Annotated in this window: 25 protein-coding genes; 11 read left to right on the plus strand and 14 right to left on the minus strand. The window is 44.0% G+C overall.

Annotated features, from left to right (window positions below):
* The first annotated feature begins 388 nt into the window (after window positions 1-388).
* The 3 genes from NH399_RS23130 to NH399_RS23140 all read left to right on the plus strand — a co-directional run bounded on the left by NH399_RS23130 (window position 389) and on the right by NH399_RS23140 (window position 3,232).
* The gene (locus NH399_RS23130) at window positions 389-568 is read left to right on the plus strand and encodes a hypothetical protein (RefSeq protein ID WP_253043619.1); all 180 of its coding nucleotides are present in this window, start codon (window positions 389-391) and stop codon (window positions 566-568) included.
* 184 nt (window positions 569-752) lie between these two features.
* Complete coding sequence (locus NH399_RS23135; RefSeq protein WP_253043620.1) at window positions 753-2,165, plus strand: MATE family efflux transporter; 1,413 nt, start codon at window positions 753-755, stop codon at window positions 2,163-2,165.
* Between the two features lie 260 nt (window positions 2,166-2,425).
* Complete coding sequence (locus NH399_RS23140) at window positions 2,426-3,232, plus strand: alpha/beta fold hydrolase (protein ID WP_253043622.1); 807 nt, start codon at window positions 2,426-2,428, stop codon at window positions 3,230-3,232.
* A gap of 98 nt (window positions 3,233-3,330) precedes the next feature.
* On the opposite strand, the gene NH399_RS23145 is transcribed toward NH399_RS23140, so the two are convergent.
* Complete coding sequence (locus tag NH399_RS23145; RefSeq protein ID WP_253043623.1) at window positions 3,331-4,176, minus strand: HDOD domain-containing protein; 846 nt, start codon at window positions 4,174-4,176, stop codon at window positions 3,331-3,333.
* Window positions 4,173-5,231, minus strand: coding sequence for an ABC transporter ATP-binding protein (locus NH399_RS23150; protein ID WP_253043624.1), 1,059 nt, complete (start codon window positions 5,229-5,231; stop codon window positions 4,173-4,175). The genes NH399_RS23145 and NH399_RS23150 overlap by 4 nt, the downstream gene beginning before the upstream one ends.
* A 160-nt stretch (window positions 5,232-5,391) precedes the next feature.
* Between NH399_RS23150 and NH399_RS23155 the strand changes: the two genes are divergently transcribed.
* A complete protein-coding gene (locus tag NH399_RS23155; protein ID WP_253043625.1) occupies window positions 5,392-5,763 on the plus strand; it encodes a DUF4124 domain-containing protein in 372 nt (123 codons plus the stop codon).
* A gap of 64 nt (window positions 5,764-5,827) precedes the next feature.
* Here NH399_RS23155 and NH399_RS23160 read toward each other — a convergent pair whose 3' ends face one another.
* Window positions 5,828-6,406 (minus strand): superoxide dismutase, encoded by a 579-nt coding sequence (locus tag NH399_RS23160; RefSeq protein WP_253043627.1) that lies wholly within the window; start codon window positions 6,404-6,406, stop codon window positions 5,828-5,830.
* Between the two features lie 347 nt (window positions 6,407-6,753).
* Here NH399_RS23160 and grxD point away from each other — a divergent pair, with 347 nt between their 5' ends.
* Complete coding sequence (gene grxD / locus NH399_RS23165; protein ID WP_253043628.1) at window positions 6,754-7,083, plus strand: Grx4 family monothiol glutaredoxin; 330 nt, start codon at window positions 6,754-6,756, stop codon at window positions 7,081-7,083.
* Window positions 7,084-7,155: 72 nt separating this feature from the next.
* Here the strand turns inward: grxD and bfr are convergent, their stop codons facing one another.
* Both bfr and NH399_RS23175 read right to left on the minus strand, forming a co-directional pair.
* On the minus strand, window positions 7,156-7,632 hold the full coding sequence (bfr, locus tag NH399_RS23170) for a bacterioferritin (RefSeq protein ID WP_253043630.1): 477 nt from the start codon (window positions 7,630-7,632) through the stop codon (window positions 7,156-7,158).
* A gap of 124 nt (window positions 7,633-7,756) precedes the next feature.
* Complete coding sequence (locus NH399_RS23175) at window positions 7,757-7,948, minus strand: (2Fe-2S)-binding protein (protein ID WP_253043632.1); 192 nt, start codon at window positions 7,946-7,948, stop codon at window positions 7,757-7,759.
* A 190-nt stretch (window positions 7,949-8,138) separates the two neighbouring features.
* Here NH399_RS23175 and NH399_RS23180 point away from each other — a divergent pair, with 190 nt between their 5' ends.
* On the plus strand, window positions 8,139-8,744 hold the full coding sequence (locus tag NH399_RS23180) for a peroxiredoxin (RefSeq protein WP_253043633.1): 606 nt from the start codon (window positions 8,139-8,141) through the stop codon (window positions 8,742-8,744).
* An 82-nt stretch (window positions 8,745-8,826) separates the two neighbouring features.
* Here the strand turns inward: NH399_RS23180 and rnt are convergent, their stop codons facing one another.
* Window positions 8,827-9,480 (minus strand): ribonuclease T, encoded by a 654-nt coding sequence (gene rnt / locus NH399_RS23185; protein WP_253043634.1) that lies wholly within the window; start codon window positions 9,478-9,480, stop codon window positions 8,827-8,829.
* A 218-nt stretch (window positions 9,481-9,698) separates the two neighbouring features.
* On the opposite strand from rnt, the gene NH399_RS23190 reads away from it, so the two are divergent.
* Complete coding sequence (locus NH399_RS23190) at window positions 9,699-10,574, plus strand: OmpA family protein (RefSeq protein ID WP_253043636.1); 876 nt, start codon at window positions 9,699-9,701, stop codon at window positions 10,572-10,574.
* A 43-nt stretch (window positions 10,575-10,617) separates the two neighbouring features.
* On the opposite strand, the gene NH399_RS23195 is transcribed toward NH399_RS23190, so the two are convergent.
* The 3 genes from NH399_RS23195 to hutI form a co-directional block, all read right to left on the minus strand.
* Window positions 10,618-11,058, minus strand: a complete 441-nt coding sequence (locus NH399_RS23195; protein WP_253043638.1) for a DUF1841 family protein — start codon at window positions 11,056-11,058, stop codon at window positions 10,618-10,620.
* Between the two features lie 130 nt (window positions 11,059-11,188).
* Entirely contained in the window at window positions 11,189-11,824 is a 636-nt protein-coding gene (gene nth, locus NH399_RS23200) for an endonuclease III (protein WP_253043640.1), read from the minus strand.
* Window positions 11,825-12,030: 206 nt separating this feature from the next.
* The gene (gene hutI / locus NH399_RS23205; RefSeq protein ID WP_253043642.1) at window positions 12,031-13,287 is read right to left on the minus strand and encodes an imidazolonepropionase; all 1,257 of its coding nucleotides are present in this window, start codon (window positions 13,285-13,287) and stop codon (window positions 12,031-12,033) included.
* A 79-nt stretch (window positions 13,288-13,366) separates the two neighbouring features.
* Between hutI and NH399_RS23210 the strand changes: the two genes are divergently transcribed.
* The gene (locus NH399_RS23210) at window positions 13,367-14,737 is read left to right on the plus strand and encodes a formimidoylglutamate deiminase (RefSeq protein WP_253043644.1); all 1,371 of its coding nucleotides are present in this window, start codon (window positions 13,367-13,369) and stop codon (window positions 14,735-14,737) included.
* Window positions 14,738-14,752: 15 nt separating this feature from the next.
* Here NH399_RS23210 and NH399_RS23215 read toward each other — a convergent pair whose 3' ends face one another.
* The 4 genes from NH399_RS23215 to NH399_RS23230 form a co-directional block, all read right to left on the minus strand.
* The gene (locus NH399_RS23215; RefSeq protein WP_253043646.1) at window positions 14,753-16,666 is read right to left on the minus strand and encodes an ATP-binding protein; all 1,914 of its coding nucleotides are present in this window, start codon (window positions 16,664-16,666) and stop codon (window positions 14,753-14,755) included.
* Window positions 16,659-17,615, minus strand: a complete 957-nt coding sequence (locus NH399_RS23220) for a hypothetical protein (protein WP_253043647.1) — start codon at window positions 17,613-17,615, stop codon at window positions 16,659-16,661. The genes NH399_RS23215 and NH399_RS23220 overlap by 8 nt, the downstream gene beginning before the upstream one ends.
* 146 nt (window positions 17,616-17,761) lie before the next feature.
* Complete coding sequence (ung, locus tag NH399_RS23225; RefSeq protein WP_253043649.1) at window positions 17,762-18,439, minus strand: uracil-DNA glycosylase; 678 nt, start codon at window positions 18,437-18,439, stop codon at window positions 17,762-17,764.
* Window positions 18,440-18,536: 97 nt separating this feature from the next.
* The gene (locus NH399_RS23230; RefSeq protein WP_253043650.1) at window positions 18,537-18,818 is read right to left on the minus strand and encodes a DUF6763 family protein; all 282 of its coding nucleotides are present in this window, start codon (window positions 18,816-18,818) and stop codon (window positions 18,537-18,539) included.
* 319 nt (window positions 18,819-19,137) lie between these two features.
* Between NH399_RS23230 and NH399_RS23235 the strand changes: the two genes are divergently transcribed.
* Complete coding sequence (locus tag NH399_RS23235; RefSeq protein WP_253043652.1) at window positions 19,138-20,343, plus strand: hypothetical protein; 1,206 nt, start codon at window positions 19,138-19,140, stop codon at window positions 20,341-20,343.
* A 77-nt stretch (window positions 20,344-20,420) separates the two neighbouring features.
* Here the strand turns inward: NH399_RS23235 and NH399_RS23240 are convergent, their stop codons facing one another.
* Window positions 20,421-22,427, minus strand: coding sequence for a transglycosylase SLT domain-containing protein (locus NH399_RS23240; protein WP_253043653.1), 2,007 nt, complete (start codon window positions 22,425-22,427; stop codon window positions 20,421-20,423).
* Window positions 22,428-22,668: 241 nt separating this feature from the next.
* Here NH399_RS23240 and NH399_RS25680 point away from each other — a divergent pair, with 241 nt between their 5' ends.
* Together NH399_RS25680 and phhA are read left to right on the plus strand one after the other, a co-directional pair.
* On the plus strand, window positions 22,669-24,573 hold the full coding sequence (locus NH399_RS25680; protein ID WP_256489792.1) for an ATP-binding cassette domain-containing protein: 1,905 nt from the start codon (window positions 22,669-22,671) through the stop codon (window positions 24,571-24,573).
* Between the two features lie 388 nt (window positions 24,574-24,961).
* Window positions 24,962-25,762 (plus strand): phenylalanine 4-monooxygenase, encoded by an 801-nt coding sequence (phhA, locus tag NH399_RS23255; protein ID WP_253043655.1) that lies wholly within the window; start codon window positions 24,962-24,964, stop codon window positions 25,760-25,762.
* Window positions 25,763-25,811 lie beyond the last annotated feature (49 nt).

Raw genomic sequence — 25,811 nt, forward strand, 5'->3', positions numbered from 1 at the left:
TATGCATAAAGCTAAGTGATACTTCTGATGACAATGACATCTTTGGGGGCGATCTCACTGTGTTTGTTTCACGCCAATGGCACTACAGGATGGACTCTGGTAAAGCCTGGCTAAGTAAAGATGTTAACGAGATAGGCTCTTTATATTGATAAAATATGGGGGTACAAATAGGGACGCTATAGCAGAACAGGGATAAACTTTATTGGAGTTATAAATATCTTTTATAAAAACTGTGAGTTAAATAATTTTATCTCTTAGATTATTTCTGTTTGCATTTTTATTGTTTGAGTTTTCAGTTGCGATGGAGTAGTAGGAAATTCGCTCGAAGAAAGCAGAGATAATACTTGTGATGGAAAAGTGGAGTAAAAAGAATGAATCGATGGGGCTGATGAAAAAGTTAATAACTTATGATTCCAATGAGTCTATTGACTTTTTAAAAACTAACTCTCATACTCTCGGTTCATCTCATTACTTAATCGAGGATAGACCCATGAACAATTTGGATATTGTTGAGCATCACAAGGGCAGTGGTACTTCTTCGGTTATGACTTTCTTTACTCTCTCATAATTAAGAATACGACCAGAGCTTCTGGGTAATTCAACTCTCTTTCAAATAGTTTTTTTAGAAATTTTTGCAATTAAGTAACATCTATATTTCTGCCGTTAGTCGGTTGTTGGCTAGTTTCGTGTATTAAACGTGCCTTCAAGAGACATCGGAGATGTTCATATTGCGCCAAAGGAATAGAAACAAAATGACGACAAAGGTTAATGAACAAAAAGTTTCATGGTGGAAGCTTTTTAAACAAGCGGTATCGGGTAAGGGCCAACCGGACTATACAAAAGGGTCTATTGGACAGGCTGCTTTTCTATTGGCTGTGCCAATGGTGCTTGAGATGGCACTGGAATCGGTGTTTGCCGTTACCGATATTTTTTGGGTCTCTGGTTTAGGTGCTCATGCGGTATCTGTTGTTGGCTTAACAGAAGCCGTAATGACATTACTCTACGCCATTGCTATTGGTCTGAGCATGGGAACAACCGCCATGATTGCTCGGCGCATCGGTGAGAAAAATATCGTCGCTGCCAATCAGGTGGTCGCTCAGGCAATGTGGATAAGCGCCATGCTTTCCGTTGTGATTGCTGTACTCGGGATCATTTATGCCGAATCAATTTTGAGATTGATGGGGGCTGATGAAGCGGTTATCAAAGATGGAACTTTGTTTACTTCCATCATGTTAGGCGGATCGGCAACGATCGTATTCCTCTTTATCAATAACGCGATTTTTCGTGGAGCAGGGGATGCCAGTGTGGCAATGCGAGCATTGTGGCTCGCCAATGGTATTAATATTGTGTTAGACCCCTTATTGATATATGGCGTTGGACCTTTTCCAGAAATGGGCGTCACCGGAGCTGCGGTTGCGACCACCATTGGCCGAGGTATCGGTGTGATCTATCAGCTTTATCATTTGCAAAGCGTCAAGGGGCGAGTGCGTTTAGCCTTAGCTTACGCTCGTCCGGTTTGGCATTTAATGAAGCGCTTGTTGGTAGTGTCGGGAGGCGGCATTTTGCAGTTTCTTATTGCCACTGCCAGCTGGGTTGTGTTGGTGCGAATTGTCTCACTATACGGCAGCGAAGCGGTTGCGGGATACACCATTGGTATTCGCCTGATTATGTTTGCCATCTTGCCTGCCTGGGGAATGAGTAATGCGGTGGCGACTTTAGTCGGACAAAATCTGGGAGCAGGTCATCCAGACAGAGCAGAACAATCGGTTTGGACCATTGCCCGTTACAACGTGAGCTTTATGTTGCTGGTGGCCATTACCTTTATTGCTTTGGCTGAGCCTATCATTCGACTTTTCTCGAGTGACCCCATGGTGGTTCAATACGGTGTCGATTGCTTGCGTTATATTAGCTACGGTTATGGATTTTATGCCATTGGTATGATTATGGTGCAAGCGTTTAATGGCGCTGGCGACACCGTAACGCCAACCAAAATTAATTTCTTCTGTTATTGGTTGTTTCAACTACCTTTGGCTTACTTGTTAGCTCAGTGGATGCAACTGGGGCCAGAAGGCGTTTTCTTATCAGTTATGATTGCTGAATCGGTATTAGCGTTGGTAGGCGTTTGGGTATTCCGTAAAGGACACTGGAAACATCAATCCATTTAACGTTAAAAAAATATGACCTCAGATCTGTATTAGCGTGAGTTGAAAGTGAGCGTTATGATGCAGACTGAGGTTGTTTATTTTGGAATCTCTGCACGGAAGATAATCCCAAAGGGTAAGTTTTCCATTTGAGACTCTTCTTTTTCTAACCAAAAAATTATTTATTTCAATGAGCTGTGATGGGTAACGCATGGCTGCACTCATTTGTGCCATAAGCCATAATGTTATAGGCTGATAATACTGTTTTTCCAGGGAGAGCTTCTGTGATTTCTAATCGGTTTAAGTTTCTTATTATATGGGTGTTATTGATCTCGAGCCCTCTGTATGCAAAAGACGGTTTTTTTGATTCTAAAGGAACGAACATTCACTACGTTGATGAAGGCGCGGGGACACCCATTGTGCTTATTCATGGTTTTTCTATGGATCTGAAAATGTGGTATGACACGGGCATTATTCAAAAGCTTGCCAAAAATCATCGAGTGATAGCTCTGGACTGCCGAGGGCATGGAAAGAGCGACAAGCCTCAAAACCCAAGTGACTATGGACCTAAAGTGGGTGAAGATGTTGTACGTCTTCTTGATCATTTAAAAATAGAAAAAACTCACTTGGTGGGGTATTCGATGGGGGCATTTGTCGTTGGTCGATTGCTCGTATCTCACCCAGAGCGAGTGATGACTGCAACTCTAGGTTCTGGCTACTTTCCTGTTAAAAACAAGGAAGAAGAAGCTTATGCCGAAGAGATGGCTTTGACTATGGAAGAGCGAGCTCAAAAGAAAAATGAGCGCACAGAGTTGCTTGCATTAGCGGCCGTTGCTCGCGGTTGGAAGTATGATGCTGTGACAGACCAACAAGTTGCTGCGATAACAGTGCCTGTGCAAGCAGTGTTTGGTAGTGAAGAACGTAATGATTTTTTTGAGTCACAAAAGGCGCGTTTAGAATTACCAAAATCGTCGTTGCCGATTATTATTGTTGAGGGAGCCGATCACGATAGCGAAAAAGCGGCGGTTTTACGGCCAGAGTTTTTGCAAGCAGTAAAAAACATAATTCGACTCAAGGAATCATCAAAATAGAAAGAGTCGAAAAGCACTTAGTATTAGAAATTTGCCTCACCTACAGAGAGGGGAAGTGTTTTAGGTGAAATTTAAGTTTGATATTGAACAAGACCAGCTCAAGCGACCAGAGCCTGTCTGATTTGTTGGATTCTTTCTTTGGCTATGTCGACGAACTCAAAGCTTTGACTTGGGCCGACTTCTCCCAGAGATAATTTATGAAAAGCTGGGATCTCATTAATTCGTGGTAAGGTTTTCATTGCCGAAGTGCCGATATAACTGTGCAAACGAGCGAGCGTGATGAGGTCTGCCAGATCGGCCTCTCCTTCATGTACTCGCATCCAGTCTTCTCGACTACGTGCAACTTCTTGAATGTGTTTTCCTAACCCCCAGTGATGCAAGATGGCGACGCCAACCGTGGCAGAGTATTTGGCGATTAACCATTTTACCGCTTCATCATCTTTTAACAATTCAGGATACTTACTGGCTTTTTCTATAAGAGGCAGGGCGCCGATATCTTGAAACAGTGCGGCCATTAACGCTTCTTCGGTATCTAGATGAGAGCAACGCTCGGCCATGATGTGGGCCAAAGCGGCGGTCATGATGGTTTGCTTCCAGAGTTGTTCTAGCCAGCGTGCCATAAATCGATTTCTTGCGCTAAAAACGCTTCTTACGGCGTAGGTCATGGCGAGGTTTCGAGTTGTTTCCATACCAAGACGCCCAAGGGCCTGACCGACATTGCTGAGTGCGGAGGTGCGTCGATATAATGGGGAGTTGGCTATTCTGATGAGGTAACCGCAAAAAGCAGGGTCGACTTGAACAATTTGGCTGAGGCTTTCGATATCTTGGTCAGGATCGGCGGCGGCTTCTTTAACTTTTAGAGACACTCTTGGGAGTGCAGGTAATTGAACATTACCTGCAACCAAATCTCTATGTATTTGCAAAAGAAGCGTTTGTTTACTCATTCTAAAGCAGCTGACTCCTGTTCGGTGTCTTCGAATAAAACCACATGATCCGCATCCAGTCGAATGCCAACTTGATCACCCACCTCATGATCATGGTGACTTGGAAAGATCGATTTAATGGGGCTGCCATCGACCAGTTCCAGTGTGTAGAGAGTGACGGCGCCTTTAAAAGCTTTGTTTCGTACTGTGCCTTTTAGGCGGCTGCTTTGATCCGGGATAATATCATCGGGTCTTAGCAGAACTTGAACTTTATCTCCGCTGTTAAACTGGGCGCTTCGCGAACAGAAAAGATCGCCAGCTGCAGTGTGAACAAAACCACCATTGCCTACGGTGCCTGCAATAAACTTCCCCTCACCAATAAACTTTGCCACCGTTTTATTTTTGGGCTCGTGATACAGCGTGTAAGGTTGATCCCATTGACGCAAAACACCATCAGTCATTACGCCCACTGAATCACACATGGCGAAGGCTTCATCTTGATCATGAGTAACCAGCAACGCCGCCATATTTTGCGACTTTAATAATGAACGTACGTCCATGCCCAATTGCCGACGCAATTCGATATCTAAGCTGGAGAAGGGCTCATCCATCAGTAATAAGTCTGGTTTGGGAGCTAAGGCCCGAGCCAAAGATACTCGCTGTTGTTGCCCGCCTGATAATTCATGGGGGTATCGTTTAGCGTAGTCGGAAAGATTGATCATCTCCAGTTGGCGTTTTACTTCTTGATCGGCATGTTTATCAAGACCAAACGCAATGTTTTGCTCGACCGTTAAGTGAGGAAACAGCGCGTAATCTTGAAACACCATTCCAATGCGTCTTTTTTCGGGAGCCAGAATATGTTGAGGGCGAGAGATAATGCGATTGTGAAGCGTTATCTGGCCTTGAGAAATTGACTGAAACCCGGCTATGGCTCTGAGTGTTGTGGTTTTTCCACATCCACTTGGCCCCAGTAGGCAGCCGATTTCTCCTGCCTGAATCGAAAAACTTAAGTTAGAAACCACTGTTTGGTGGTTATGCTGGCATTCAATATTTTCAACGTTAAGTAAAGGATTCATACTTCTTAGGTAGTTATTTGGGCAGTTTGTCGGAAGTCGATACGGTCATTTTATGGCGAATGGTATTAATAAAGCTAGTTGTCATTGTACTATTTTAGTAAATTTATCGACGACTGGATTAACGGAACGTGTTAAATCTTAATAAGGAAAGCAGTTAAATATGAACATCAAGGTTTTGAGTTTGGTCATGATGGCATGGTGTTCGTCGTGCCTGGCTGGGGAGTTATATCAGTGGCGTGATGAGCAGGGGCGTCTGCATTATAGTGATAAGCCGCCACTAAATAAGAAAGTTCAAAAGGTTGAAGTCAAAGAAGTTCAAACCATGAACTGGAAGTCTTCGCCCGAATTAGAAAAATTGCCACGACAAAAAGCGGCTAAGGGGAAGTCTCAACGAACTAAAAAGAAGGTGCGTTGTGACCGATTAAAAAAGAAGACAGATTACTATGAGCGTAAGTCACGTCAAAATCTGGATTCTGATTATTACCGAAAGAAAAAGCGAGAATATCGTTGGCAAAAACAGAAAAGTTGCTAGAGTTAAAAAATCGAATGCATTAAAAAAGGCCCTTCAGGGCCTTTTTTAATCAGTGTACCAAGAATTAAGCGAAGTTTTTCGCAGCAAATTCCCAGTTAACCAACTTCCAGAATGCTTCCAGATACGCTGGACGTGCATTGCGGTAGTCGATGTAGTAAGCGTGTTCCCAAACATCAACAGTCATTAATGGCGTTAAGCCTTCTGTTAATGGGCAACCAGCATTGCTAGTGTTGAAGATTTCTAGCTTGCCGTCTTTGTTTTTAACTAACCAAGTCCAGCCTGAACCGAAGTTAGTCGCTGCAGATTGAGCAAACTGAGTTTTGAACTCTTCGAAGCTACCAAATGCTTCATTGATGGCACTTGCCAAATCGCCTGTTGGCTCGCCGCCGCCATTTGGACTCATGCTGTTCCAGTAGAAAGTATGGTTCCAAATCTGTGCTGCATTGTTAAACATGCCGCCAGAAGACTTCATTACCACTTCTTCAAGAGACATATCTGCAAATTCAGTCCCTTCGACAAGCTTGTTTAAGTTAACCACGTAGGTGTTGTGGTGTTTTCCGTAGTGGAACTCTAGCGTCTCTTCTGAGATGGTCGGTGCTAAAGCGTCTTTCGCATAAGGAAGTGGAGGTAATTCAAATGCCATGTGAGCAACTCCTTGTTATGAGTCGTAATGGATTAATAATTGAGCTGCTGACGAAGTGTGTGGGTTGCCAGCGCCAATGGTCGATCTTTCAGGGCCATTATTTTAGACACTCTTAGTGATTATTGTCAGTACTTTTTCGATATTAAGGCGCCATATTCATTAATCTTATGAGATAAAATGCCCTGCCTGTATAGAGTTTAGCCGTTATTTGTCAAAAATTGTCCAGCTAAAGCTGTTGCATTATCACCCTTTGGTCTGAATTAATAACATAAATGGCTGGCCTTAGTGGTATGGCTGTTTTAAGATCGGTGCCAATGTAGTTATATCGGTATTCAACAGAGGTTACTATGGAAACCATTGATCGTATTAAGCAGCAAATTAGCGAAAATGACATTTTAATTTATATGAAGGGCTCACCTAAATTGCCTATGTGTGGCTTTTCTGCACAGGCTGTTCAGGCTCTGATGTCTTGTGGTGAAGAGTTTGCTTATGTTGATATTTTGGAAAATCCAGACATCCGTTCTGAGTTACCAAAATACGCACAGTGGCCTACTTTCCCTCAGCTTTGGGTAAAAGGCGAGCTGATTGGTGGTTGTGACATTATTTTAGAAATGTTCCAGAAAGGCGAGTTACAGTCTTTGATCAAAGAATCTAAGGCGGAAGGTGCTGCTGAGTAAATCGCAGACTCCTAAAAAACAAAAAAAAGAGCGAAAAGGTGACTTTTCGCTCTTTTTTTGTGAGTGCTTTTCTTATGATTCGTGGCTGGCCATCGATTGTTGATAGTTTTGCAGACCAATCTTATCAATCAGTGACAATTGGGTTTCTAGCCAGTCAACATGCTCTTCTTCACTTTCTAGAATTCTTTCGAGTAGCTCGCGGCTCACATAATCACGAACCTTTTCACAATACTCGATACCGTCCCTCAGGTCAGGAATGGCATCTAACTCAAGTGCCAGATCACATTCCAGCATTTCTTTGGTGTTTTCACCGATTCTGAGTTTGCCGAGATCTTGTAAGTTCGGAAGGCCTTCGAGAAAAAGAATGCGTTCAGTGAGGTCATCAGCGTGCTTCATTTCGTCAATAGACTCGTGATACTCCTTTTCCGCCAGTTCTTTTAGACCCCAGTCTTTGAACATTTTCGCGTGAAGAAAATATTGGTTAATGGCAATCAGCTCATTACCCAATGCCTTATTGAGATATTGAATTACCTTTGGGTCACCTTTCATAGGATAGTCTCCGACTATGCTCGCAAGAATCTATCCATTGTAGGCGCAGGTAGGGGGACAATCAAGTCTAAGTGGTTGTTTTTATTGAGGAAGTGAGAACCTAGATAATAATGATTCTGATTCTCTAAGCGGCGTTAGTGACCGTTACGGTTTGAAGCGTTTGCTTAAGCAAGCTGCGAGCTTCTTTGCCACATTTTCCGCATTGGCTGGCGACACCCAACTCTTGATTTAGAGAGCGCATGCATCCTGCTCGTCCTTCAGAAACGGCTGTTTTAATTTGTGAATCTGTTACGCCACGGCACAAACAAACATACATAAACTTCTAAAGCTCCAACTGCGAAAAGAGTGTAACGATGAATTATTAGCCTATTATATGTGAATGATAATGATTGTCAATAACGTTATCGTATAAAAAGTTGAGATTAGGAACAAAAAGTTTCGCAATCCTAAATCGTTGTTGATTATAATTATCGCTCTAAAATAACATCCTCATATTGGAGAACAAAATGGGTGTATTAGTTGGACGTAAAGCTCCTGATTTCACAGCGGCTGCTGTATTAGGCAATGGCGAAATCGTTGATGGGTTTAATTTGGCAGAAGCGATTAACGGTAAGCCTGCTGTTATCTTCTTCTATCCTTTGGACTTCACTTTTGTATGTCCTTCTGAGCTGATCGCTTTTGATCACCGTCTAGAAGAATTCAAAAAGCGTGGCGTTGAAGTTATCGGTGTATCTATCGATTCTCAGTTCACTCACAATGCATGGCGTGAAACCCCTGTAGAGAAAGGCGGCATTGGTCCTGTTGGCTACACTTTGGTTGCTGACGTTAAGCACGAAATCTGCCAGGCTTATGATGTTGAGCATCCTGAAGCTGGTGTTGCTTTCCGTGGTTCATTCTTAATCGACAAAGATGGATTGGTTCGTCACCAGGTTGTTAACGATCTTCCATTAGGTCGTAACATCGACGAAATGTTGCGTATGGTTGATGCACTTCAGTTCAACGAAGAGCACGGCGAAGTTTGCCCAGCGGGTTGGACTCAAGGCGCTAAAGGTATGAATGCTTCTCCTGAAGGTGTTGCTGAGTACCTATCTGCTGAAGCTGACAAGCTGTAAGCTGCTTTATGTAAGTGCTGGTGCAAACCAGCACTTATTCCTTTCTATTGTTGTTTCAGAGTCTTGTTAAAGCTCAATTAACTCACTCTTCCTTTTGCTCTTCTTCGGTTTTTTCTTCTGCTTTTTCTTCAGGCAATGGCCAGCCACCGAGCTGCTGATATTTATTGATAATTTTGCAAAATAACTGAGCTGTTTGCTCCGTATCATAAAGTGCTGAGTGGGCCTTCTCATTTTCGAAAGGTTGTTTCGCTGCTTCGCACGCTTTTGCCAGCACTGTTTGCCCGAGTGCCATCGCACTCAAGGTAACTGTGTCAAAGGTTGAGAAGGGGTGCAGAGGGTTGCGTTTGATCTGACAGCGTTCTACTGCTGCGTTGATGAAGTTCAAATCAAAAGAAGCATTATGCCCGACCAAAATAGAGCGTTGGCATCCGGCTTTCTTTTGTGCTTTACGAATACCTTTAAAGAGTTCTGTCAGGGCTTCTCGTTCTGTAACGGCTTCACGGAACGGATGGAAGGGATCAATGCCAGTAATTTCTAACGCGGCAGCTTCGATATTTGCACCTTCAAATGGCTGAACATGAAAATGGAACGTTTCATCCATTGCAAGTAAGCCTTCGTCGTCCATTTTAAGGGTTATCGCTGCGACCTCCAGTAGCGCGTCGGTGTTGTGGTTAAACCCACCTGTTTCTACATCAATGACTACCGGAAAAAAACCTCGAAATCGCTTTGCAAGCATAAAACCCTACTTTAGATCATGGACACAAGCACGCATTATAAGGATAAATAGCTAAGGCCGACTAGCGATATTTCGGTTCTTGGCTGCCATTCTTTATAACTTGAGAGTGGGGCGGGGCTAATGGCTTTGCCCGTGTAAGTGCTAAATCCAGTGAAATTTGCTTAAGTCGGCTGTTTTGGCGCCGATATCAAAAAGAGTAGATAACAGGAAAGCGAGTTATGAAGTCTTTAATTTACAGTTTATTACTGGGGTGCCTTTGTATCAGCAGCAGTCGTGCTGATTTTAGAGCCTATGAGGCTGAGGTTGATGAATCGGTCTGGGATTATTCCGGGAATCCGGTTCGCTGTGAGTTAAAGCATAAAATTCCATTATTTGGTGAGGCGATATTTTACTCCAGTGCGGGTCGCTTACCTAATATGACCTTTATTCTTGATGGTAGTCGCAATCGAGTTGCCACAGATAAACCCATTCATATTCGTAGTTTGGCGCCAGATTGGTTGCCTGGTAAACGAGGCAACGAAATTGGCAAAGTGATGACCTTGCCGGGCGAAAAGACGCTTAATATTTTTGACGATGTTGCCTGGAAGTTATTAATCGCATTGGAGTCCGGCCGCATTCCTACCTTCTTTTATCGTGATTTATTAGATAACTCTGATCAGGTTTCTGTTGCCTTATCAAATATTCAATTTCGGAATGTCTACACCGACTTTTTGCAATGTGTTGATGATTTACTGCCCTATGGTTTTCGAGAGATCGAATACTCATTGGTGCATTTTCGATTTAATAGTTCGCGTTTAGGTGATGACGCCAAGAAAAAGCTGGATTGGCTCGCGGCGTATCTAAAATATGATGAACGTTATGATTCTGTGGTTATTGAAGGGCATACCGACAGTATTGCATTTCGTCGTTACAACAAAGCCCTGGGATTAAAGCGCGCCAAAATGGTTCGTGAATACCTGGTTAAACAGGGCGTTGACCGTAGCAAGGTTCGCGTGATTTCTCGCGGCGAGCGAAGACCTTTAGAAAGCAATGCAACGGAAGAAGGTCGTGCACTGAACCGCCGAGTGTTTATTACGGTAAGAGACTCATCATAAAGAAAGCCATCATAAAGAGACTATCAGTGAAAAATAACGAGCTCTAGACGCCGGCTTTTTTCAAATGCTTTTTGATGGCTTTGATGTAAACGGAGTCGGAGACTGGTCGTTGTTGTTTCTGACTTTGCCAGAGCATTTCTACTAGCACATCCATCATAAAATGTTCGGCTTCTTTTAAATCTCCTGACCAGGCTAATGCTTTTTCGTAAAGTGTGCGAATACCTTTAGGGCGATTAAGAGAAACTTGCTCGCGAAGCGTTAAATGAAGCGACATGTGTAAAAACGGATTGACTTGACCAAATTCAGGTAAATAGTCTTTATCAAGGTAGTTATCGGGATCGTTTAATAGTCCATGGTATTCTTTATGCTCAACAATCACCGCCGCTAACTCTTTTTCAAAAGGGTTGAGTGTTTGTTGTGTCGAGAGCTTTTGCCAGACGTCAAAATATTGTTGTCTTAACTCTGTGCGATCTTGATTGAACATTCAGGGCCTGTTGATTTTTCGTTGATGGTCATTCACTGCCAAAGTTCACCTTTTGTTTGGCAAGGTAGAATGAGTGATGGGTATTCACAAGCGACACTCTAACCTTGCAGAACAAAACATAGAACAGACTCTAGTCACTGGTTTTTTCTTTGAACTCACATAAGTCTTCGATAATACAGGCCCCACAGCGAGGTTTTCTGGCAACACAAGTGTAGCGACCATGAAGAATCAACCAATGGTGTGCATCTTTTAAATATTCCTTTGGAATAAATCGTACTAACTTATCTTCAACTTCTCTTACATCTTTGCCTGGCGCAATTTTGGTTCGATTCGATACTCGAAAAATATGGGTATCGACCGCCATGGTTAAGTGACCAAAAGCGGTATTGAGTACTACATTCGCCGTTTTTCTACCGACGCCAGGAAGCTTTTCTAATGCTTCGCGATTTTCTGGTACTTCAGAGCCATGTTGTTCAATAAGTATCTGGCAGGTTTTGATGACGTTCTTGGCTTTTGAATTAAATAATCCGATGGTTTTTATATATTCTTTTAGCCCTTCTTCACCTAAAGCAAAAATGGCTTCTGGCGTATTGGCAACCGGATACAGTTTGCGTGTGGCTTTATTAACGCCCACATCGGTTGCCTGAGCCGATAGAATCACCGCAATCAGCAGCTCGAAGGGGGTAGAGTATTCCAACTCTGTCGTTGGATTAGGATTATCTTCTTGCAGGCGCTGAAAAATTTCGCCTCGTTTGGTCTTGTTCATAACGACTAATCTTTTTTTATTGAGTGGCAAGCCATAGATTCGCAAGCTATGGCCTGATATTTATACCCAAAGTATTTCAAGGTGCAGGTAGGTTGCCAGCAAGCGAATCCCCTGAGCTTAGTTTTACTAAGTGACTGGGGTGAGTGCGCGCAGCGCTGCAACTTAAACAACATCGCTGCACCTTGAAAGGCGGCAGGTATATAAGGTTAGCGCGCTCGTTCCATCACGGTAACGCCATTTTTAACAACACCTACGCAAGGGTTTTGGCCGAAAGCGTAACTGAGTTCTGCTGGAGACTCTATGTCCCAAAACGCAAAGTCAGCAACTTTTCCGACTTCTAATGAACCATGTGTATCGGCAATACCGAGCGCTTTTGCTGCGTTAATGGTAATGCCTCTTAAGGCTTCTTCTGGTGTCATGCGGAAGAGTGTGCACGCCATATTGAGCATTAATAACAGGGATGTCCCTGGTGAGCTGCCGGGGTTAGCATCGGTAGCCAGGACCATGGGTACATCGTGTTGACGGAATAAGTCGATAGGTGGCAGCTGAGTTTCACGTAAGTAATAAAAAGCGCCCGGCAGCAATACCGCTGCAGTAGAACCTGCCGCTAATGCTTTGACACCTGCTTCGGTTACAAATTCCAGATGATCCGCTGATAAAGCGCCGAATTCCGCCGCTAACTCGGCACCTCGTTGATCAGAGAGTTGTTCTGCATGCAGCTTGACGTTGAGTCCTGCTTTTTCAGCATGTTGAAACAGCTTTTTAACCTGGCCATAGTTAAAACCAATGTTTTCGCAAAAGGCATCCACACAGCTGGCTAATCCTGATTCGGCGACGGCAGGCAACATCTCTTGGCAAATATGATCGATGTAGTCATCGGCGCGGCCAGCAAATTCGGGTGGAAGTGCATGAGCACCCAAAAAGGTTTTATGGATATTGGCTGGTACTGTTTGAGCAATGGTATCGGCAACCTGAAGCATTTTTAATTCGCTTTCAGTGGATAGACCATAGCCTGATTTGATCTCTAGCGTAGTGACACCCTCATCCAGCAGTGATTGCACACGCTTCATCGAAGAGTTAAGTAGCTGATCATGGCTGGCCGCACGGGTCGCTCTTACGGTGGATAAAATACCGCCGCCTTGTCGTGCAATTTCTTCGTAACTCACACCGGTTAAGCGTTGTTCGAATTCATTGGCGCGATTACCACCAAATACAATATGCGTATGACAGTCAATCAGTCCTGGTGTGATCCACCGTTGATTCATATCAGTATGGGCAACTTCGGCGGGCAGCTCATCTTTGGCCAGTTCGCCAATATAAGAGATGCGACCGTCTTTGACGGCGATGGCAGCGTTATTGATGACACCATAAGGGCCCGCTGATGAAAGAGTAACCAGGTTGGCGTTGTGCCAGATATGGTCAGCTGAATTAAGAGCAGTTTGGTCCGTGGGTTGTTGATTCATATTTCGTCTAAATGGATGCTTGCCAATTATTAGGTTAGGCATTATGTTAGCGCGACAGAAAAGCTGGGGAAAGACTGATATGAAATATTATGCTCAAGAAGCCTTATTAGCGGAAGGTTGGACCGCTGATGTAACAATCACTATTGCAGATGGAAAAGTGACAGCCATTACGCCTGGAAAAGAGGCGGGTGCGGTTGAGCTTAACGGGCCTCTTGTTCCTGGTATGACCAATTTACATTCCCATGCTTTTCAAAAAGCCTTTGCAGGACTCACGGAATATCGTGCTAATCCAGAAGATTCGTTCTGGAGCTGGCGCGATTCGATGTATCGTTTGTTACCTCAACTCACACCAGATGATATGCAGATCATTGCTCGCTACCTCTACATCGAGATGTTGCGTAGTGGTTATACGTCGGTGGTTGAATTTCATTATCTACACCATCAGCCTGATGGACAGCACTATGACGATGCGGCGGCTACATCCTGTGCTGTGATCGATGCGGCCCGTACCGTTGGACTCGCGACCACCCATTGCCCGGTGTTTTATTCTTACGCCAATTTTGGTGAGAAGCCCGCTGCTGGCGCACAAAAAGCCTTCTTCCATACGCCTGAGCAGTTTGTTCAACTCCTTGATAAGCTCCATCAGCAGTATGCTGATGACTCGTCGGTGAAGCTAGGTATTGCGCCGCATTCCTTGCGAGCTGTTTCTCAGGCTCAATTGAATGAGTTGGTGCCTTGGTGGCAACAACACGAAGCGCAGGGGCCATTTCATATTCATATTGCTGAACAGATGAAAGAGGTGAATGAATGCGTCGACTTTTACGGAGCCCGCCCTGTTGAGTGGCTCTATGATCAGGTTGATGTGAACGAACGTTGGTGTCTGGTTCACGCGACGCATTTGTCTGATCAAGAAGTTAAAACAATGGCTTTATCGAAAGCCATTGCCGGGATTTGTGCGACTACCGAAGCCAATCTGGGTGATGGTGTGTTCCGCGGTGTTGATTATCTTTCTTATGGCGGACGCTGGGGCATTGGCTCCGATAGCCACATTAGCGTTAATGCCTTTGAGGAGCTACGTCTTTACGAATACGGGCAACGCTATACTCATCAAAAACGTAACTTACTCTGTGATGAGCAGCGCCCTCATGTTGGTGACTATCTATGGACAGAGGCGGTTGCTGGTGGCGCCCAGGTGGCTAATCGAGGCCAAGGCTCTATTGCTGTAGGTGAAGATGCAAACTGGGTTGTACTGGACCGAGATGTGGCAGAGCTGAGTGCAGTGGCCAAGGAGTCGCTACTGGACGCCGCTATTTTTGCGGCTAACGAAAACCTTGTGCGTGATGTCATGGTGAATGGTACATGGCGTATCGAAAACAAACACCATGCAGAATGGGAACAAGCGCAAGAGGACTATCGCCAAATGCTCAAGCGTTTGGCTGCGAATGCCTAGGCTTATCGGCTTTACTTAAGAAAGATACAGGGCGACTTTTTTCCACAAGAGATTACGATTAACGGGCTTGGATAAATAGTCATCCATGCCCGCGTTGATGCAGCGTTCTCTATCATGGGAGAGCGCATTCGCAGTTAGCGCAATAATCGGAATGTGGGTCTGGCTTTCTTTTTCGTATTCTCGAATGTGTTGAGTGCACTCAAACCCATTCATCTCAGGCATCTGGCAATCCATGATGATGAGGTTGTAGTGGCCATTAATGTATTTCTCGACGGCGATTTTCCCATTAATGGCCGTATCAACTTCGATACCGACTTTGCTTAACAATCCTTGAGTGACCATCTGGTTTACGGGATTATCTTCGACTAACAATACACGGCCAGACATGGTTGTTGGAACTTCTTCGGTTTCGATGGCTTCTTTTTGTTGTGCTGTGCGTTGACGATAATCAAACTTGAAACTTAGATTAAACTGACTGCCTTTGCCCGGTTTACTGTGCACTTCAATGCGCCCACCCATTAACTCCGTGAGCTGTTTGCTGATGGCCAGGCCTAGGCCTGTTCCGCCAAACTTAATGTGAATTTTTTGATCCGCTTGCGAGAAAGAATCAAAGATATGCTGCAAATGGGATGATTCGATGCCAATGCCCGTATCGGATATAGCAATGTCGAAGCTTAATTGATCAGAGTCTTCGATCAATGACCAGCTGGCATTGATATCGATAAAACCTTCTTCAGTAAATTTGACGGCATTCGCTATTAAATTCAGCAAAACCTGACGTAGACGAGTCGAGTCAGTTTCGATCTCTATGTTTTCCGGCGAGCCATTAATAATCGTGTTGATTTCAATATTTTTTGTCATGCACTCGGCGATAAAAGGTGCGGTACAACGACGGATCAAACGGCTGGGGTCAAAGAAGGTTTTTTCGAGTTCTATTTTTCCATATTCGACTTTTGAGTAATCCAAAATATCGTTAATCAATTTTAATAAGTGTTCGGTAGAAGCTATGGCATTTTCGACATAATCCTGTTGTTCTGGGGTGAGTCGTGTTTCGTCCAACAGTTGAAGCATGCCGAGGCTGCCGTTCATGGGAGTGCGCAGCTCATGGCTCATATTGGCTAAAAAGTCGCTTTTGGCGCGACTGGCTGACTCTGCTTGAACTCGAGCTTGTTCTAACGCCATCGCATGCTCCAGTTCTTTACGCTTCGCTTGCTCAAGCGTTTTGGCCATGGCATTTAAGTTGGACTCCAGAATACCTAGCTCACCGCCAGACAGCTCTTTTACCCGTGAAGATAGGTGGCCACTTTTAAAACGTTTTACGGTTTTTGAAAGTGCTTTTATGGGGCGAGAAATACTGCCAGAAATAAAAAATGCTAACAACATTGAGCAAATCAAACCCGCTAGAGCGATTAGCATGCCGCCGATCAGTGCAGACTGTTGTGCCTCTTTAACATGAACGTCTGACAATCCTACTGTGATGGTGCCAATCGGCATGTTGGCTGACTCAGTGTCGGCCATTTGATCTAAAGTTAACTCGGGATCCGAATCGTCCAGCTCAGGACTGGGTGGCGAAATATTTGACGAGAAGATTTGGATATTGCCGATGCTTTTTCCATCCTGATAGTTACTTTTATTTTTTCGGAACAGCAATAATTCGTTATCGTTATCACGGACTTCGATAAAAGCTAAATCTTCTTGTTGCAGTAGTGGGGTCACAACGGTTTCAAGAGTTGTTGCGCTTTTTATATAGACTCCGTATTCCAGCGCGGGGGGGAGCTGACGAACCAGCAAGTTACCTTTGTCTGAGAGTTGTGTTTGCAGTTCTTCTAATTTATCGTGCAAAAAATAGGCTGTTAAAGTAAAAAACATTAACAATGAAGGCGCGATACCTAAGACCAGGGTTCGGGTTGTGATGGACCACTTATTCATACAGTTTATCCGCCCCTATAGAAAGTTCTAATCTCTGAATGGAGTTTGCAATTTGCTGATCGTTTTTAATCGACAGATTGAGCGAACGCGCGACATCATAGTTAATACTAACGGCAAAATCTTCAGTAAAAAAAGGCGCGTGCAGCTGTTGGTGCTCATTGAAGTAGCTCAATTCTTTGGTAATCTCGCTGAGCAGCTGGCTCATAGTGGTATAACTGCTGGCGACACTACCGGCTTTTACAAACTGGCGGTTAGAGCCAATTAAAAATTTTTGGTTGCGATAGAGAGACAGCAAAATAGATTTAATGGTTTGGCGATTATAAATCTGTGGATTATGTGTCGCGATAATGACATCGCTTTTATTAAGCAATCGCAACAAAGAGCGTGATAGCTTAGAGACATCTTCTACAATTTCGTACTCTAGAATAAGCTTCTGCTTTGTCGCTTGTGGTCGCAATAGGTTGAGCAGGTATTTTTCTTCTGGTGTGATAAGTAAACCAATACGCTGGCCTTTGGGCTGAACCTCTTTATAGAGCAGCATTTGGCGAATAATGGGGGAGTCATGGAAAATAGCACCCAGACGAATGGATTTGAGTGTTGGATATTCGCTCAGCAGTTGGCGGTACTCATAGTGAGTAATCAAAGCGGCAAGGATGGCTTCTCCTTCGCGAGGCTTTTTTAACACGGCTTCTAGAGAATCTCTGCCCAGTGTGATGGTGAGGGATGCGCGAGGACGTTTTTCGGTAAAGGCAATGGTGTTTACCTGACTGCCAGGAAAGGAGTCATCAATTTTTTGTTTTAGATACTGAGCAAAGCTTTTTGTGAGCTTTTTCTTTGCATCGGTGATGAGAGTGACGTTGAGTTTTTGTTCGGAATGACTATCCGGCTCGGCCGCCAAAGCAACGAAGCTAAGAAAAAACAGAAATACGCAGCTAAATGTTCTGACCATGAATAATCGCAATCATTGCCTTCCTGAGCATTCCCTCATCAAAGCCCTGAGGCTGACGAGACATTAATTTGAGCCAACCAGATAGTAGAATTAAAGTTAGTCTAACACATTGATACGCATCTGGCTGATTTCAAATTGAGTTGTCTTTATTGTGGGATCTGCCAATCAATTTCACTTTGATTATTGTTTTTAAGGGCCTGATTTGCAAGAGAAAAGTGCTTGCAGCCGAAAAAACCTCGATGAGCGGAGAGTGGTGAAGGATGAGGGGCCTTCAAAACCGTATGCTGTTGCTGATTAATCAGTGCGGATTTTTTCTGGGCGTGTGAACCCCAAAGCAAAAAGACCAGATGCTGAGGAGCGTTAGAAAGCTGTTCTATCACCTTGTCGGTAAATATCTCCCAGCCTTTACCTTGATGTGAGTTGGCCTGAGCGGCTTCTACGGTTAAAGCGCTGTTGAGCAGAATCACTCCCTGTTTCGCCCAATGGGTCAGATCGCCATGTTCTGGCATGGGGACTGCTAAGTCTTCGGCGACTTCTTTATAGATATTACGCAGAGATGGCGGCAGGCGAATGCCTTTGTTGACACTAAACGCCAGACCGTTCGCCTGATTTGGGCCATGGTAAGGATCTTGGCCCAAAATGACGACTTTTACATCAGAGTACTCGGTCCATTTGAGTGCCGAAAATATCTGGTTTTGCGGTGGATAAATGGTTTTGCCAAGGCTTCGCTCAGACTTTACAAATTCCATTATGTTGACAAAGTAGTCTTTGCTTTTTTCTTCGGCGAGTACGTCTGCCCATGAAAGAGGGCTTGGAGAATTCATTGCGATAGGTACTGGGTAGTTTTATTTGGGCGAAAATACTACCGTCAGAGCGTTGGCTACGCAATCTTTTATTTGGGGACAGTATAAGCTGAGATTTTTATTGATTGACGACTCGCGGCATTTCACTGGTCAAGTAATCATTAAATAACTCATCAGGATGTAGATCTTGCCGATCTGTTTCGAATGGACCTGACCAGTCTTCTGGAGGTGCCATTTCTACCGGGCCAAAAGAGTGCCAGGTATTGGTAGCGAGTTTTTCTATTTCGCCATCATAATGTTGAAACTCGACCAGATCGTCTTCTTCGTTAACGGCTATGACTTCAACTAACTCGCCGCGTTGATGTATTTTGTACCAGTGGCCTACTTCTATCGTATTCATAATGAACTTCCAGAGATTCCGTCCGTGTTATTTTGATGGGGTAAGATTATACCCAAAGCATTTCGAGGTGCAGGTAGGCGGCCAGCAAACGAATCCCCTGAGCTTAGATACACTAAGTGATTGGGATGAGTGCGCGCAGCCAACACCGCTGCATCTTGAAAGGCGACGGGTATATTAAAGCTATACCCTCTATTAATTATATAAGTTGTCCTTAAACTTGATCAGAACGTTCTTTTTTAAATAAATCGCTTCTTATAAGCTTGAGTAATCATGAGTTTGCCCCCAGATTGTGTGGGTTCAAAACATTTTGAGAAAGAATATGACTTTAAAAACTGGTGTAGCATTTATTTTGGCAGGATTGTCTGCCTGGGCGTACGGCGCAGACACGCGTTTTTCGGGTGTTGTGGGCGCTGAAGCTCGTATTTTTACTGAAAGTGCTTTACAGGGACAGAATGACTTTTCAGGTTCATTGATGATTGAGCCTGAGTGGTACGTGAGCTGGGATAATCAATCGTTTACTTTCAAGCCTTTTGCGCGTGTCGATTCCGAAGACGATGAGCGCAGCCATTTTGATATCCGTGAGCTTTACTGGCAGCACGTGAGTGATGCTGGGGAGTTGACCGTTGGTATTAACAAAGTTTATTGGGGCGTTGCAGAAACGCAGCATCTTGTGGATATCATCAATCAAACGGATCTGGTCGAAAACATTGATGGTGAAGATAAACTCGGTCAGCCGATGATACAGTGGTCGATGGAACGGGATTGGGGCCTTCTTGATTTATTTGTGCTTCCAGGTTTTCGTGAGCGAACTTTCCCTGGTGAAGATGGGCGCTTAAGATTGCTCGTTGATGTTGATAATGACAATGCGCTTTATGAATCTGATGATGGTGATAGTCATATCGATTTTGCTGCTCGTTGGTCGCAAACTCTGGGGGATTGGGATATCGGCTTGAGTTATTTTGATGGTACCAGCCGTGAGCCTCAATTTGTCACTCAAGTAAATAATAATGTGCCGGTGTTAGTTCCTTATTATCCGCAGATCTCTCAAATCGGTCTGGATCTTCAGGCAACGCTAGAAGATTGGTTATGGAAACTTGAAGTCATTGGCCGCGAAGGATTTGGTGAAGATTATATCGCTGCCGTTGGTGGGTTCGAATATTCTACTTATGGCGTATTTGATAGCGTTATGGATATTGGCTGGATCATTGAATATCAGTTTGATGACCGAGATGCTATCCCTGCCGGATTTGGGCAGATTGAAGTCAGCGATATCGTTTCTTTTGGTGCTCGCTTGGCATTTAATGATGAACAGTCCACTGAGTTTTTGTTGGGACTGGGTGTAGAAGTCGACAACGATGCTCAGTTTTTCTCAGTAGAAGGAAACCGACGTATTGGCGACGATATGAAGTTGAGTATTGAAGGACGCATCTTTACGGGCATTGATGATAACGATCCGCTGTCTACTTTCTTCTACTCTTATCGCAAAGATGACTTTATTCAGATCACTTTTGAAAAGTTCTATTAAAAGCTAAGGCCTGTACCAAAGTACTTCAAAAAAAATACCGTTGCCTTTTTGGGGAACGGTATTTTTTCTTTTCCTGTTCAAGGCGATTGTTTAGGCTCGGCGTTGCCAATGGTGCTGCCAACGATTTGCTTAAACAAATTGTCGTCAGATCCTAAAATTCTGGTATATATCTGCTGATAAGCGAGCACATTCTTTATGTAAGCTCGGGTTTCATGATAGGGAATGGTTTCAATCCACACATCCGTTGGGATTTCTTGATCAAGGGCAATCCACTTTTTGACGCGATGCTTACCTGCATTATAGGAGGCCGTTGCCAAAATATTGTTGCCTTCATGTTCGTCCAACAGTCGCTTTAAGTAACTTGTTCCCAGCTTAATATTTAACTCTGGGTTTAGTAACTGCCGTGTAGAGTGGAGTTTTACGCGCTCTTTTTTAGCAACATATCGAGCTGTTTGAGGCATCAGTTGCATCAATCCCAATGCACCCACCCGTGAGCGGGCATCAGGCATGAAGGCGCTCTCTCTGCGCGCAATCGCCAGACTCCAGGACATATCCAGCTGCTTTTGCTTAGAGGCATTTTTCATCAATTCTTGATAGGCAATTGGAAAGCGCATATCGACCGCATCAAACAATCGGGTTTCAGCCAGACTGATAATGGCTTGATTATGCCATCCCCATTCATGAGCGATGACGGCTAGATGCTTTTGCTCTTCAAATGAACGTTGGCGTTTAAATCGATACCATTCTCGGCGGGCATCAATTTTTCTATCGATCAAGTATAACTCTTTGGCTCTTTGTAATCCTTCGGATTGCTTTAGTGCAGTTAACAACAAAGGTTCAAAGTGAAATGTTTTGGATTCAAGGCTTGGTGCCTGATCAATGTGGGCGCTAGCCAGAAATCCATAATAGTTGCGCTTACGTGATAGTTGGTCAAAGGTGTTTTGTGTTAGCTGATTTTGTCCTAGTTGGGACTCGGAACGTCCGCGCCAATAAAGCCAGCTGGATTCATCGTCTTTAGGTGCTGGTGTGCGTTTTACCCAGTTATTAACCTGTTGCCAGTCGAGTTGACGCAGATCGTTAACTAACTTCCAACGAATAAGCTTGTCATCTTGTTCATGTGGGGGAATATTCTCAAGCCATTCTCCCGCTCTTTGATGGCCTGATGTGGCTAGTGAAAGAGCAAAGTGTCGCGCGATTATCTTTTTTTGCTCGTAAGTAAATTGAATTTTGCTTGATATTTTGTCGAGCAGCTTTAGCGCTCTGTCTTTGTCGCGCCATACCAGTTTGCTGAGGGTACTTGCAGCAATTTGTCCCATGTCTTCGGTTGGGATATTGCTTTTATGCAAATTGGTTAAATGTTCTGGGCGACGGACAGATTTAAGCAGATGGCTGCCTGAGTTCTGACGCTCTTTGCTGAGCAGTGAGGTTAAATATCGAATCAATCCTGATTGTCGTGCTTTGGCCGCAAGTATCATGCGTTGCCACACCAGGTCATCATTCAATTCTTTGTTATCGATAAGTGCTTTGAATACCGGATCACAAGATTTTGGTCGCGATTTACCATGCAGCCACAAACGTTTGGCTTGAGTAAAAATATCGTTGCGCTGCTCGTTGGTTTTTAAGCGAAAGTTTAGCCAGTGACACTGTAAGTTGATGTCACTGGTAGGCTGATAATAGGTTAAGAATAAAGCGGTTTGTTTTTTACGCGCTAGCATGCGCAAAAAACGGAAGCGTATTGGTACTGTGACTGCTGCGTTTTTATAGGTATCTAAAAACTCTTTGATTTCGAGCCTGTGTTTTAAATTAATTCGCTTTAGCAAGTAAGATTGTTGCAAATAAGGGTGTAGCACATAGTCTTCAAGCTGCGACTGATGGCGTCGAAACGATTTTATCTGACCTTTCTTTAACGCTTTTAAAGCTTGTTTAAACTGTGCCCGTTGCGCTTTTAGTTTATCGCTTTGTTGAGATGCAATAGGGGTAGGTAAAAGGGAGGGCACGGGTGCAGCTGTTGGATCTGCTGCAACACCTGAAGACAACGACGCGCATAATAGTAGCGCGAACAGCGAAGGTGTATATTTTCTCATTAACAGAACTACTTATGTTGTGATTTTGTTTTGACACCAGCGTTTTTTACGAGTTCCAGTCATTTGGCTGGATTCCCGGTTTTTCGTGCAGCGCTTAACCTATATAATATAGCGCATTTTTCTGGTGCTTAACGGCTTAACCATCTCTATAGAAGCATTTTGATGGGATATTTGTTGAATAAATAGCCGTTTCAACATTAGTTATACCAAATATTGGGTTTGGGCGTAATAAGGAATTCGAATGAATATACTTCGTGGAGAGCAGGTTTCTCTAAGTTTTGGCACCCACGTTTTGCTAAATGAGGTTAATTTTAACATTCAGTCTGGTGATCGTATTGCCGTTGTCGGACGAAACGGCGCGGGTAAGTCATCCTTACTAAAGTTAATTGCCCAAGTACATGAGCCCGACAGTGGCGGTCTGCAAAGAACAAAAGGCTTGCGTGTTCGTTACCTGGATCAAAGCTTACCTTTAGCCACGGAACAGACGGTGTTTGAACGCGTGTCAGAAGGACTGGCTGATGTACGCGAAGCCGAAAGGCGTTTTCAGGAACTTTCCGAGCAGGGTAAGGAGTCAGCAGAGTTAACACAGCTTCATGACTTTTTAGATAAAACGAATGGATGGTCATGGCAGCAGCAAGTTGAGCGCGTTTTAACACGACTGTCATTGGATGGTTCTCAACAGATGAATGCTTTATCTGGTGGATGGCGACGTCGAGTCTCTTTGGCAGAATGCCTTGCCGCAGAGCCTGATTTATTAATTCTGGATGAGCCAACAAACCATTTGGATGTAGCAACCATTGAATGGTTGGAAGAAACGCTCAAGCAATATCAGGGCGCTTTATTGTTTGTCTCTCACGATCGTGAGTTTATCGATCATTTGGCTGCTAGCACCTGGGAAGTTGACCGAGGTGTGTTGACCGAATTTCCTGCGCCTTATTCTGCTTATGTCGAAGCCAAAGAAAAGCAATTACAAGATGAAGAACAAGCGAATGCATTGTTCGATAAAAAATTAGCTCAAGAAGAAGTATGGATCCGTCAGGGGATTAAGGCTCGCCGTACTCGTAATGAAGGGCGTGTTCGCGCGTTGAAAAAAATGCGTGACGAACGCAGCCAGCGACGCCAACGACAGACCACTGCGCAACTTCATGTTAAAAGTGGTGGTCAATCGGGTAAGCGTGTTGCGGTTATTGAAAATGCGACATTACGCCGTGGCGACAAACTGTTGTTTGAAGATTTTTCAGCCACTATTTTGAAGGGCGACAAAATTGGCATTGTCGGCCCCAATGGTATTGGCAAAAGCTCGCTGATCCAGATGATATTAGGTGAGATAGAGCCGAATGAAGGAACCGTAGAGCTGGGCACCAATCTCGACATTGCTTACTTTGATCAGCTGCGCACCAGTATTAATACGGAGTTGTCAGTTTCTGAAAACATCGGCGAAGGTCGTGATTTTATCGAAGTGGGCGGAGAGAAACGCCATGTTATTAGCTATTTAGGTGATTATGGATTTGCCCCTGAACGAATGAGAACCCCCGCAAAAGCTTTGTCGGGTGGCGAAATCAGCCGTTTGACCTTAGCAAAGCTTTTTACTAAGTCAGCCAATTTATTGATACTCGATGAGCCAACCAATGACTTGGATGTAGAAACGCTGGAATTGCTTGAAAGCCAGATCGTTGATTTTAAAGGAACGGTACTGGTGATTAGCCACGATCGTCGTTTTCTAGACAATGTGTCGAGTACTTTGCTGGTTTATGATCTGCTTGAATCGGGCAAAACACAGATCATCGATATTGCCGGTGGCTATCAAGATTGGTTGAGATATAGCGAGGAGCGAGCAGCTCAACAAGCTGAAAAAGCGCCGAAAGAGGTAGCGCAGCCCAAAACTGAAACCAAACCCGTGGCAAAAAAAGCCAGTAAGAAGCTGTCTTATAAACTTCAACGTGAGTTGGAGCAGCTCCCTCAAGAGATCGATGAGCTCGAAACCTGTATTTCTGATCTGGAATCACAGATGGGGAGTGCGGACTTTCAGGCGAAAAGCCGCGCTGATATGGATGCTGTTTACCAACAACTTGCCGACCAACAAGCCCTGCTAGAAGAAAAGTTTTTACGCTGGGAAGAGCTAGAAGCATTAAAAAATGAAGCTTAAGTGTTAACGGAAAGTTAAGAAGTATTATTAATATTTTCAGTCAGTTAGTGACTTCGGTAGTCGTGCTCTTGAGGCCTGCCTTAGTCACTGGTCGGATTAGAGCTTTTGATATTGACACGTTTTTTTTCATTTTTATTGCTGTGAAAAACTTGTCAACTTAAGGGCTGGGGCTGGATAATATAGGTCTAAATGAAAAAATAACCGAAATGCACAGACCTCCTGAAGACTTATAGATGTCTGGGGAGCGCACCCCACGAACGCCTTGTTTCGACTAGGACGGTTCAATATGACTGATTAATCTGGTGCAGCAAATTAGGTTATTTTTGTTAAGGCAGTCGACTATAAAACTAGCAGAGCGTCTGACTGCCTGAATATTATGAGGTTACCGATGGGTAAGAGCAGCAAATACGTCGCCCGTAAGGCGGATGAAAACGGTTTTATTCATTACACAGACGAAGAGCATCAGATCTGGAGCGAGCTATATGAGCGTCAGATCAAACTGATTGATGGCAAAGCCTGCGATGAATACATGGAAGGTTTGGATATTTTAAATCTGCCTAAAGATCGTATTCCTCAGCTTGAAGAAGTGTCTTCGATACTTCGCAAGAAAACAGGCTGGGAAGTTGCCTGGGTCCCTGCGTTAATTTCGTTCGAAAAATTCTTCGCTTTATTGGCCGATAAGAAATTTCCTTGTGCGACTTTTATTCGTACTCGAGAAGAAATGAACTACTTGCAAGAGCCAGATGTTTTTCACGAAATTTTTGGTCACTGTGCCATGTTAACCAATCCTTACTTTGCTGAGTTTACTCACACTTATGGGCGTTTAGGTGCTAATGCCGATAAGCAATATCATGTATGGTTGGCGCGACTGTATTGGTTTACGGTTGAGTTCGGTTTAATTAAAACCGGACAAGGTGATCGCATTTATGGTGGCGGAATTTTATCGTCTATCGGTGAGTCTCAGTATGCGCTCAGCGATGAGCCCGAGCATCGTCCTTTTGATATTATGAATGTTCTGCGTACGCCTTATCGTATCGATATTATGCAGCCTATTTATTTCTGCATCGAAGATATGAAGCAGTTGTTTGATATTGCTCACATGGACATTATGTCTCATGTTAAAGAAGCAAAAAGCTTAGGTTTGTTCGAGCCCACTTATCCGCCTAAAGAAGATAAAATGGCGAGTTAAGTCTGCTCTATTATGTTGAGTAAAAATGGCGCTGTTTACAGCGCCATTT

The sequence above is a fragment of the Pleionea sp. CnH1-48 genome, assembly GCF_024124665.1.
Classification (GTDB): Bacteria; Pseudomonadota; Gammaproteobacteria; order Enterobacterales; family Kangiellaceae; genus JAMXSB01.

Coding starts and splice junctions, on each gene's coding strand:
- NH399_RS23130 (WP_253043619.1), top strand. CDS start 389: ATGAAAAAGTTAATAACTTATGATTCCAATGAGTCTATTGACTTTTTA.
- NH399_RS23135 (WP_253043620.1), top strand. CDS start 753: ATGACGACAAAGGTTAATGAACAAAAAGTTTCATGGTGGAAGCTTTTT.
- NH399_RS23145 (WP_253043623.1), bottom strand. CDS start 4,176: ATGAGTAAACAAACGCTTCTTTTGCAAATACATAGAGATTTGGTTGCA.
- NH399_RS23150 (WP_253043624.1), bottom strand. CDS start 5,231: ATGAATCCTTTACTTAACGTTGAAAATATTGAATGCCAGCATAACCAC.
- NH399_RS23155 (WP_253043625.1), top strand. CDS start 5,392: ATGAACATCAAGGTTTTGAGTTTGGTCATGATGGCATGGTGTTCGTCG.
- NH399_RS23160 (WP_253043627.1), bottom strand. CDS start 6,406: ATGGCATTTGAATTACCTCCACTTCCTTATGCGAAAGACGCTTTAGCA.
- grxD (WP_253043628.1), top strand. CDS start 6,754: ATGGAAACCATTGATCGTATTAAGCAGCAAATTAGCGAAAATGACATT.
- bfr (WP_253043630.1), bottom strand. CDS start 7,632: ATGAAAGGTGACCCAAAGGTAATTCAATATCTCAATAAGGCATTGGGT.
- NH399_RS23175 (WP_253043632.1), bottom strand. CDS start 7,948: ATGTATGTTTGTTTGTGCCGTGGCGTAACAGATTCACAAATTAAAACA.
- NH399_RS23180 (WP_253043633.1), top strand. CDS start 8,139: ATGGGTGTATTAGTTGGACGTAAAGCTCCTGATTTCACAGCGGCTGCT.
- rnt (WP_253043634.1), bottom strand. CDS start 9,480: ATGCTTGCAAAGCGATTTCGAGGTTTTTTTCCGGTAGTCATTGATGTA.
- NH399_RS23190 (WP_253043636.1), top strand. CDS start 9,699: ATGAAGTCTTTAATTTACAGTTTATTACTGGGGTGCCTTTGTATCAGC.
- NH399_RS23195 (WP_253043638.1), bottom strand. CDS start 11,058: ATGTTCAATCAAGATCGCACAGAGTTAAGACAACAATATTTTGACGTC.
- nth (WP_253043640.1), bottom strand. CDS start 11,824: ATGAACAAGACCAAACGAGGCGAAATTTTTCAGCGCCTGCAAGAAGAT.
- hutI (WP_253043642.1), bottom strand. CDS start 13,287: ATGAATCAACAACCCACGGACCAAACTGCTCTTAATTCAGCTGACCAT.
- NH399_RS23210 (WP_253043644.1), top strand. CDS start 13,367: ATGAAATATTATGCTCAAGAAGCCTTATTAGCGGAAGGTTGGACCGCT.
- NH399_RS23215 (WP_253043646.1), bottom strand. CDS start 16,666: ATGAATAAGTGGTCCATCACAACCCGAACCCTGGTCTTAGGTATCGCG.
- NH399_RS23220 (WP_253043647.1), bottom strand. CDS start 17,615: ATGGTCAGAACATTTAGCTGCGTATTTCTGTTTTTTCTTAGCTTCGTT.
- ung (WP_253043649.1), bottom strand. CDS start 18,439: ATGAATTCTCCAAGCCCTCTTTCATGGGCAGACGTACTCGCCGAAGAA.
- NH399_RS23230 (WP_253043650.1), bottom strand. CDS start 18,818: ATGAATACGATAGAAGTAGGCCACTGGTACAAAATACATCAACGCGGC.
- NH399_RS23235 (WP_253043652.1), top strand. CDS start 19,138: ATGACTTTAAAAACTGGTGTAGCATTTATTTTGGCAGGATTGTCTGCC.
- NH399_RS23240 (WP_253043653.1), bottom strand. CDS start 22,427: ATGAGAAAATATACACCTTCGCTGTTCGCGCTACTATTATGCGCGTCG.
- NH399_RS25680 (WP_256489792.1), top strand. CDS start 22,669: ATGAATATACTTCGTGGAGAGCAGGTTTCTCTAAGTTTTGGCACCCAC.
- phhA (WP_253043655.1), top strand. CDS start 24,962: ATGGGTAAGAGCAGCAAATACGTCGCCCGTAAGGCGGATGAAAACGGT.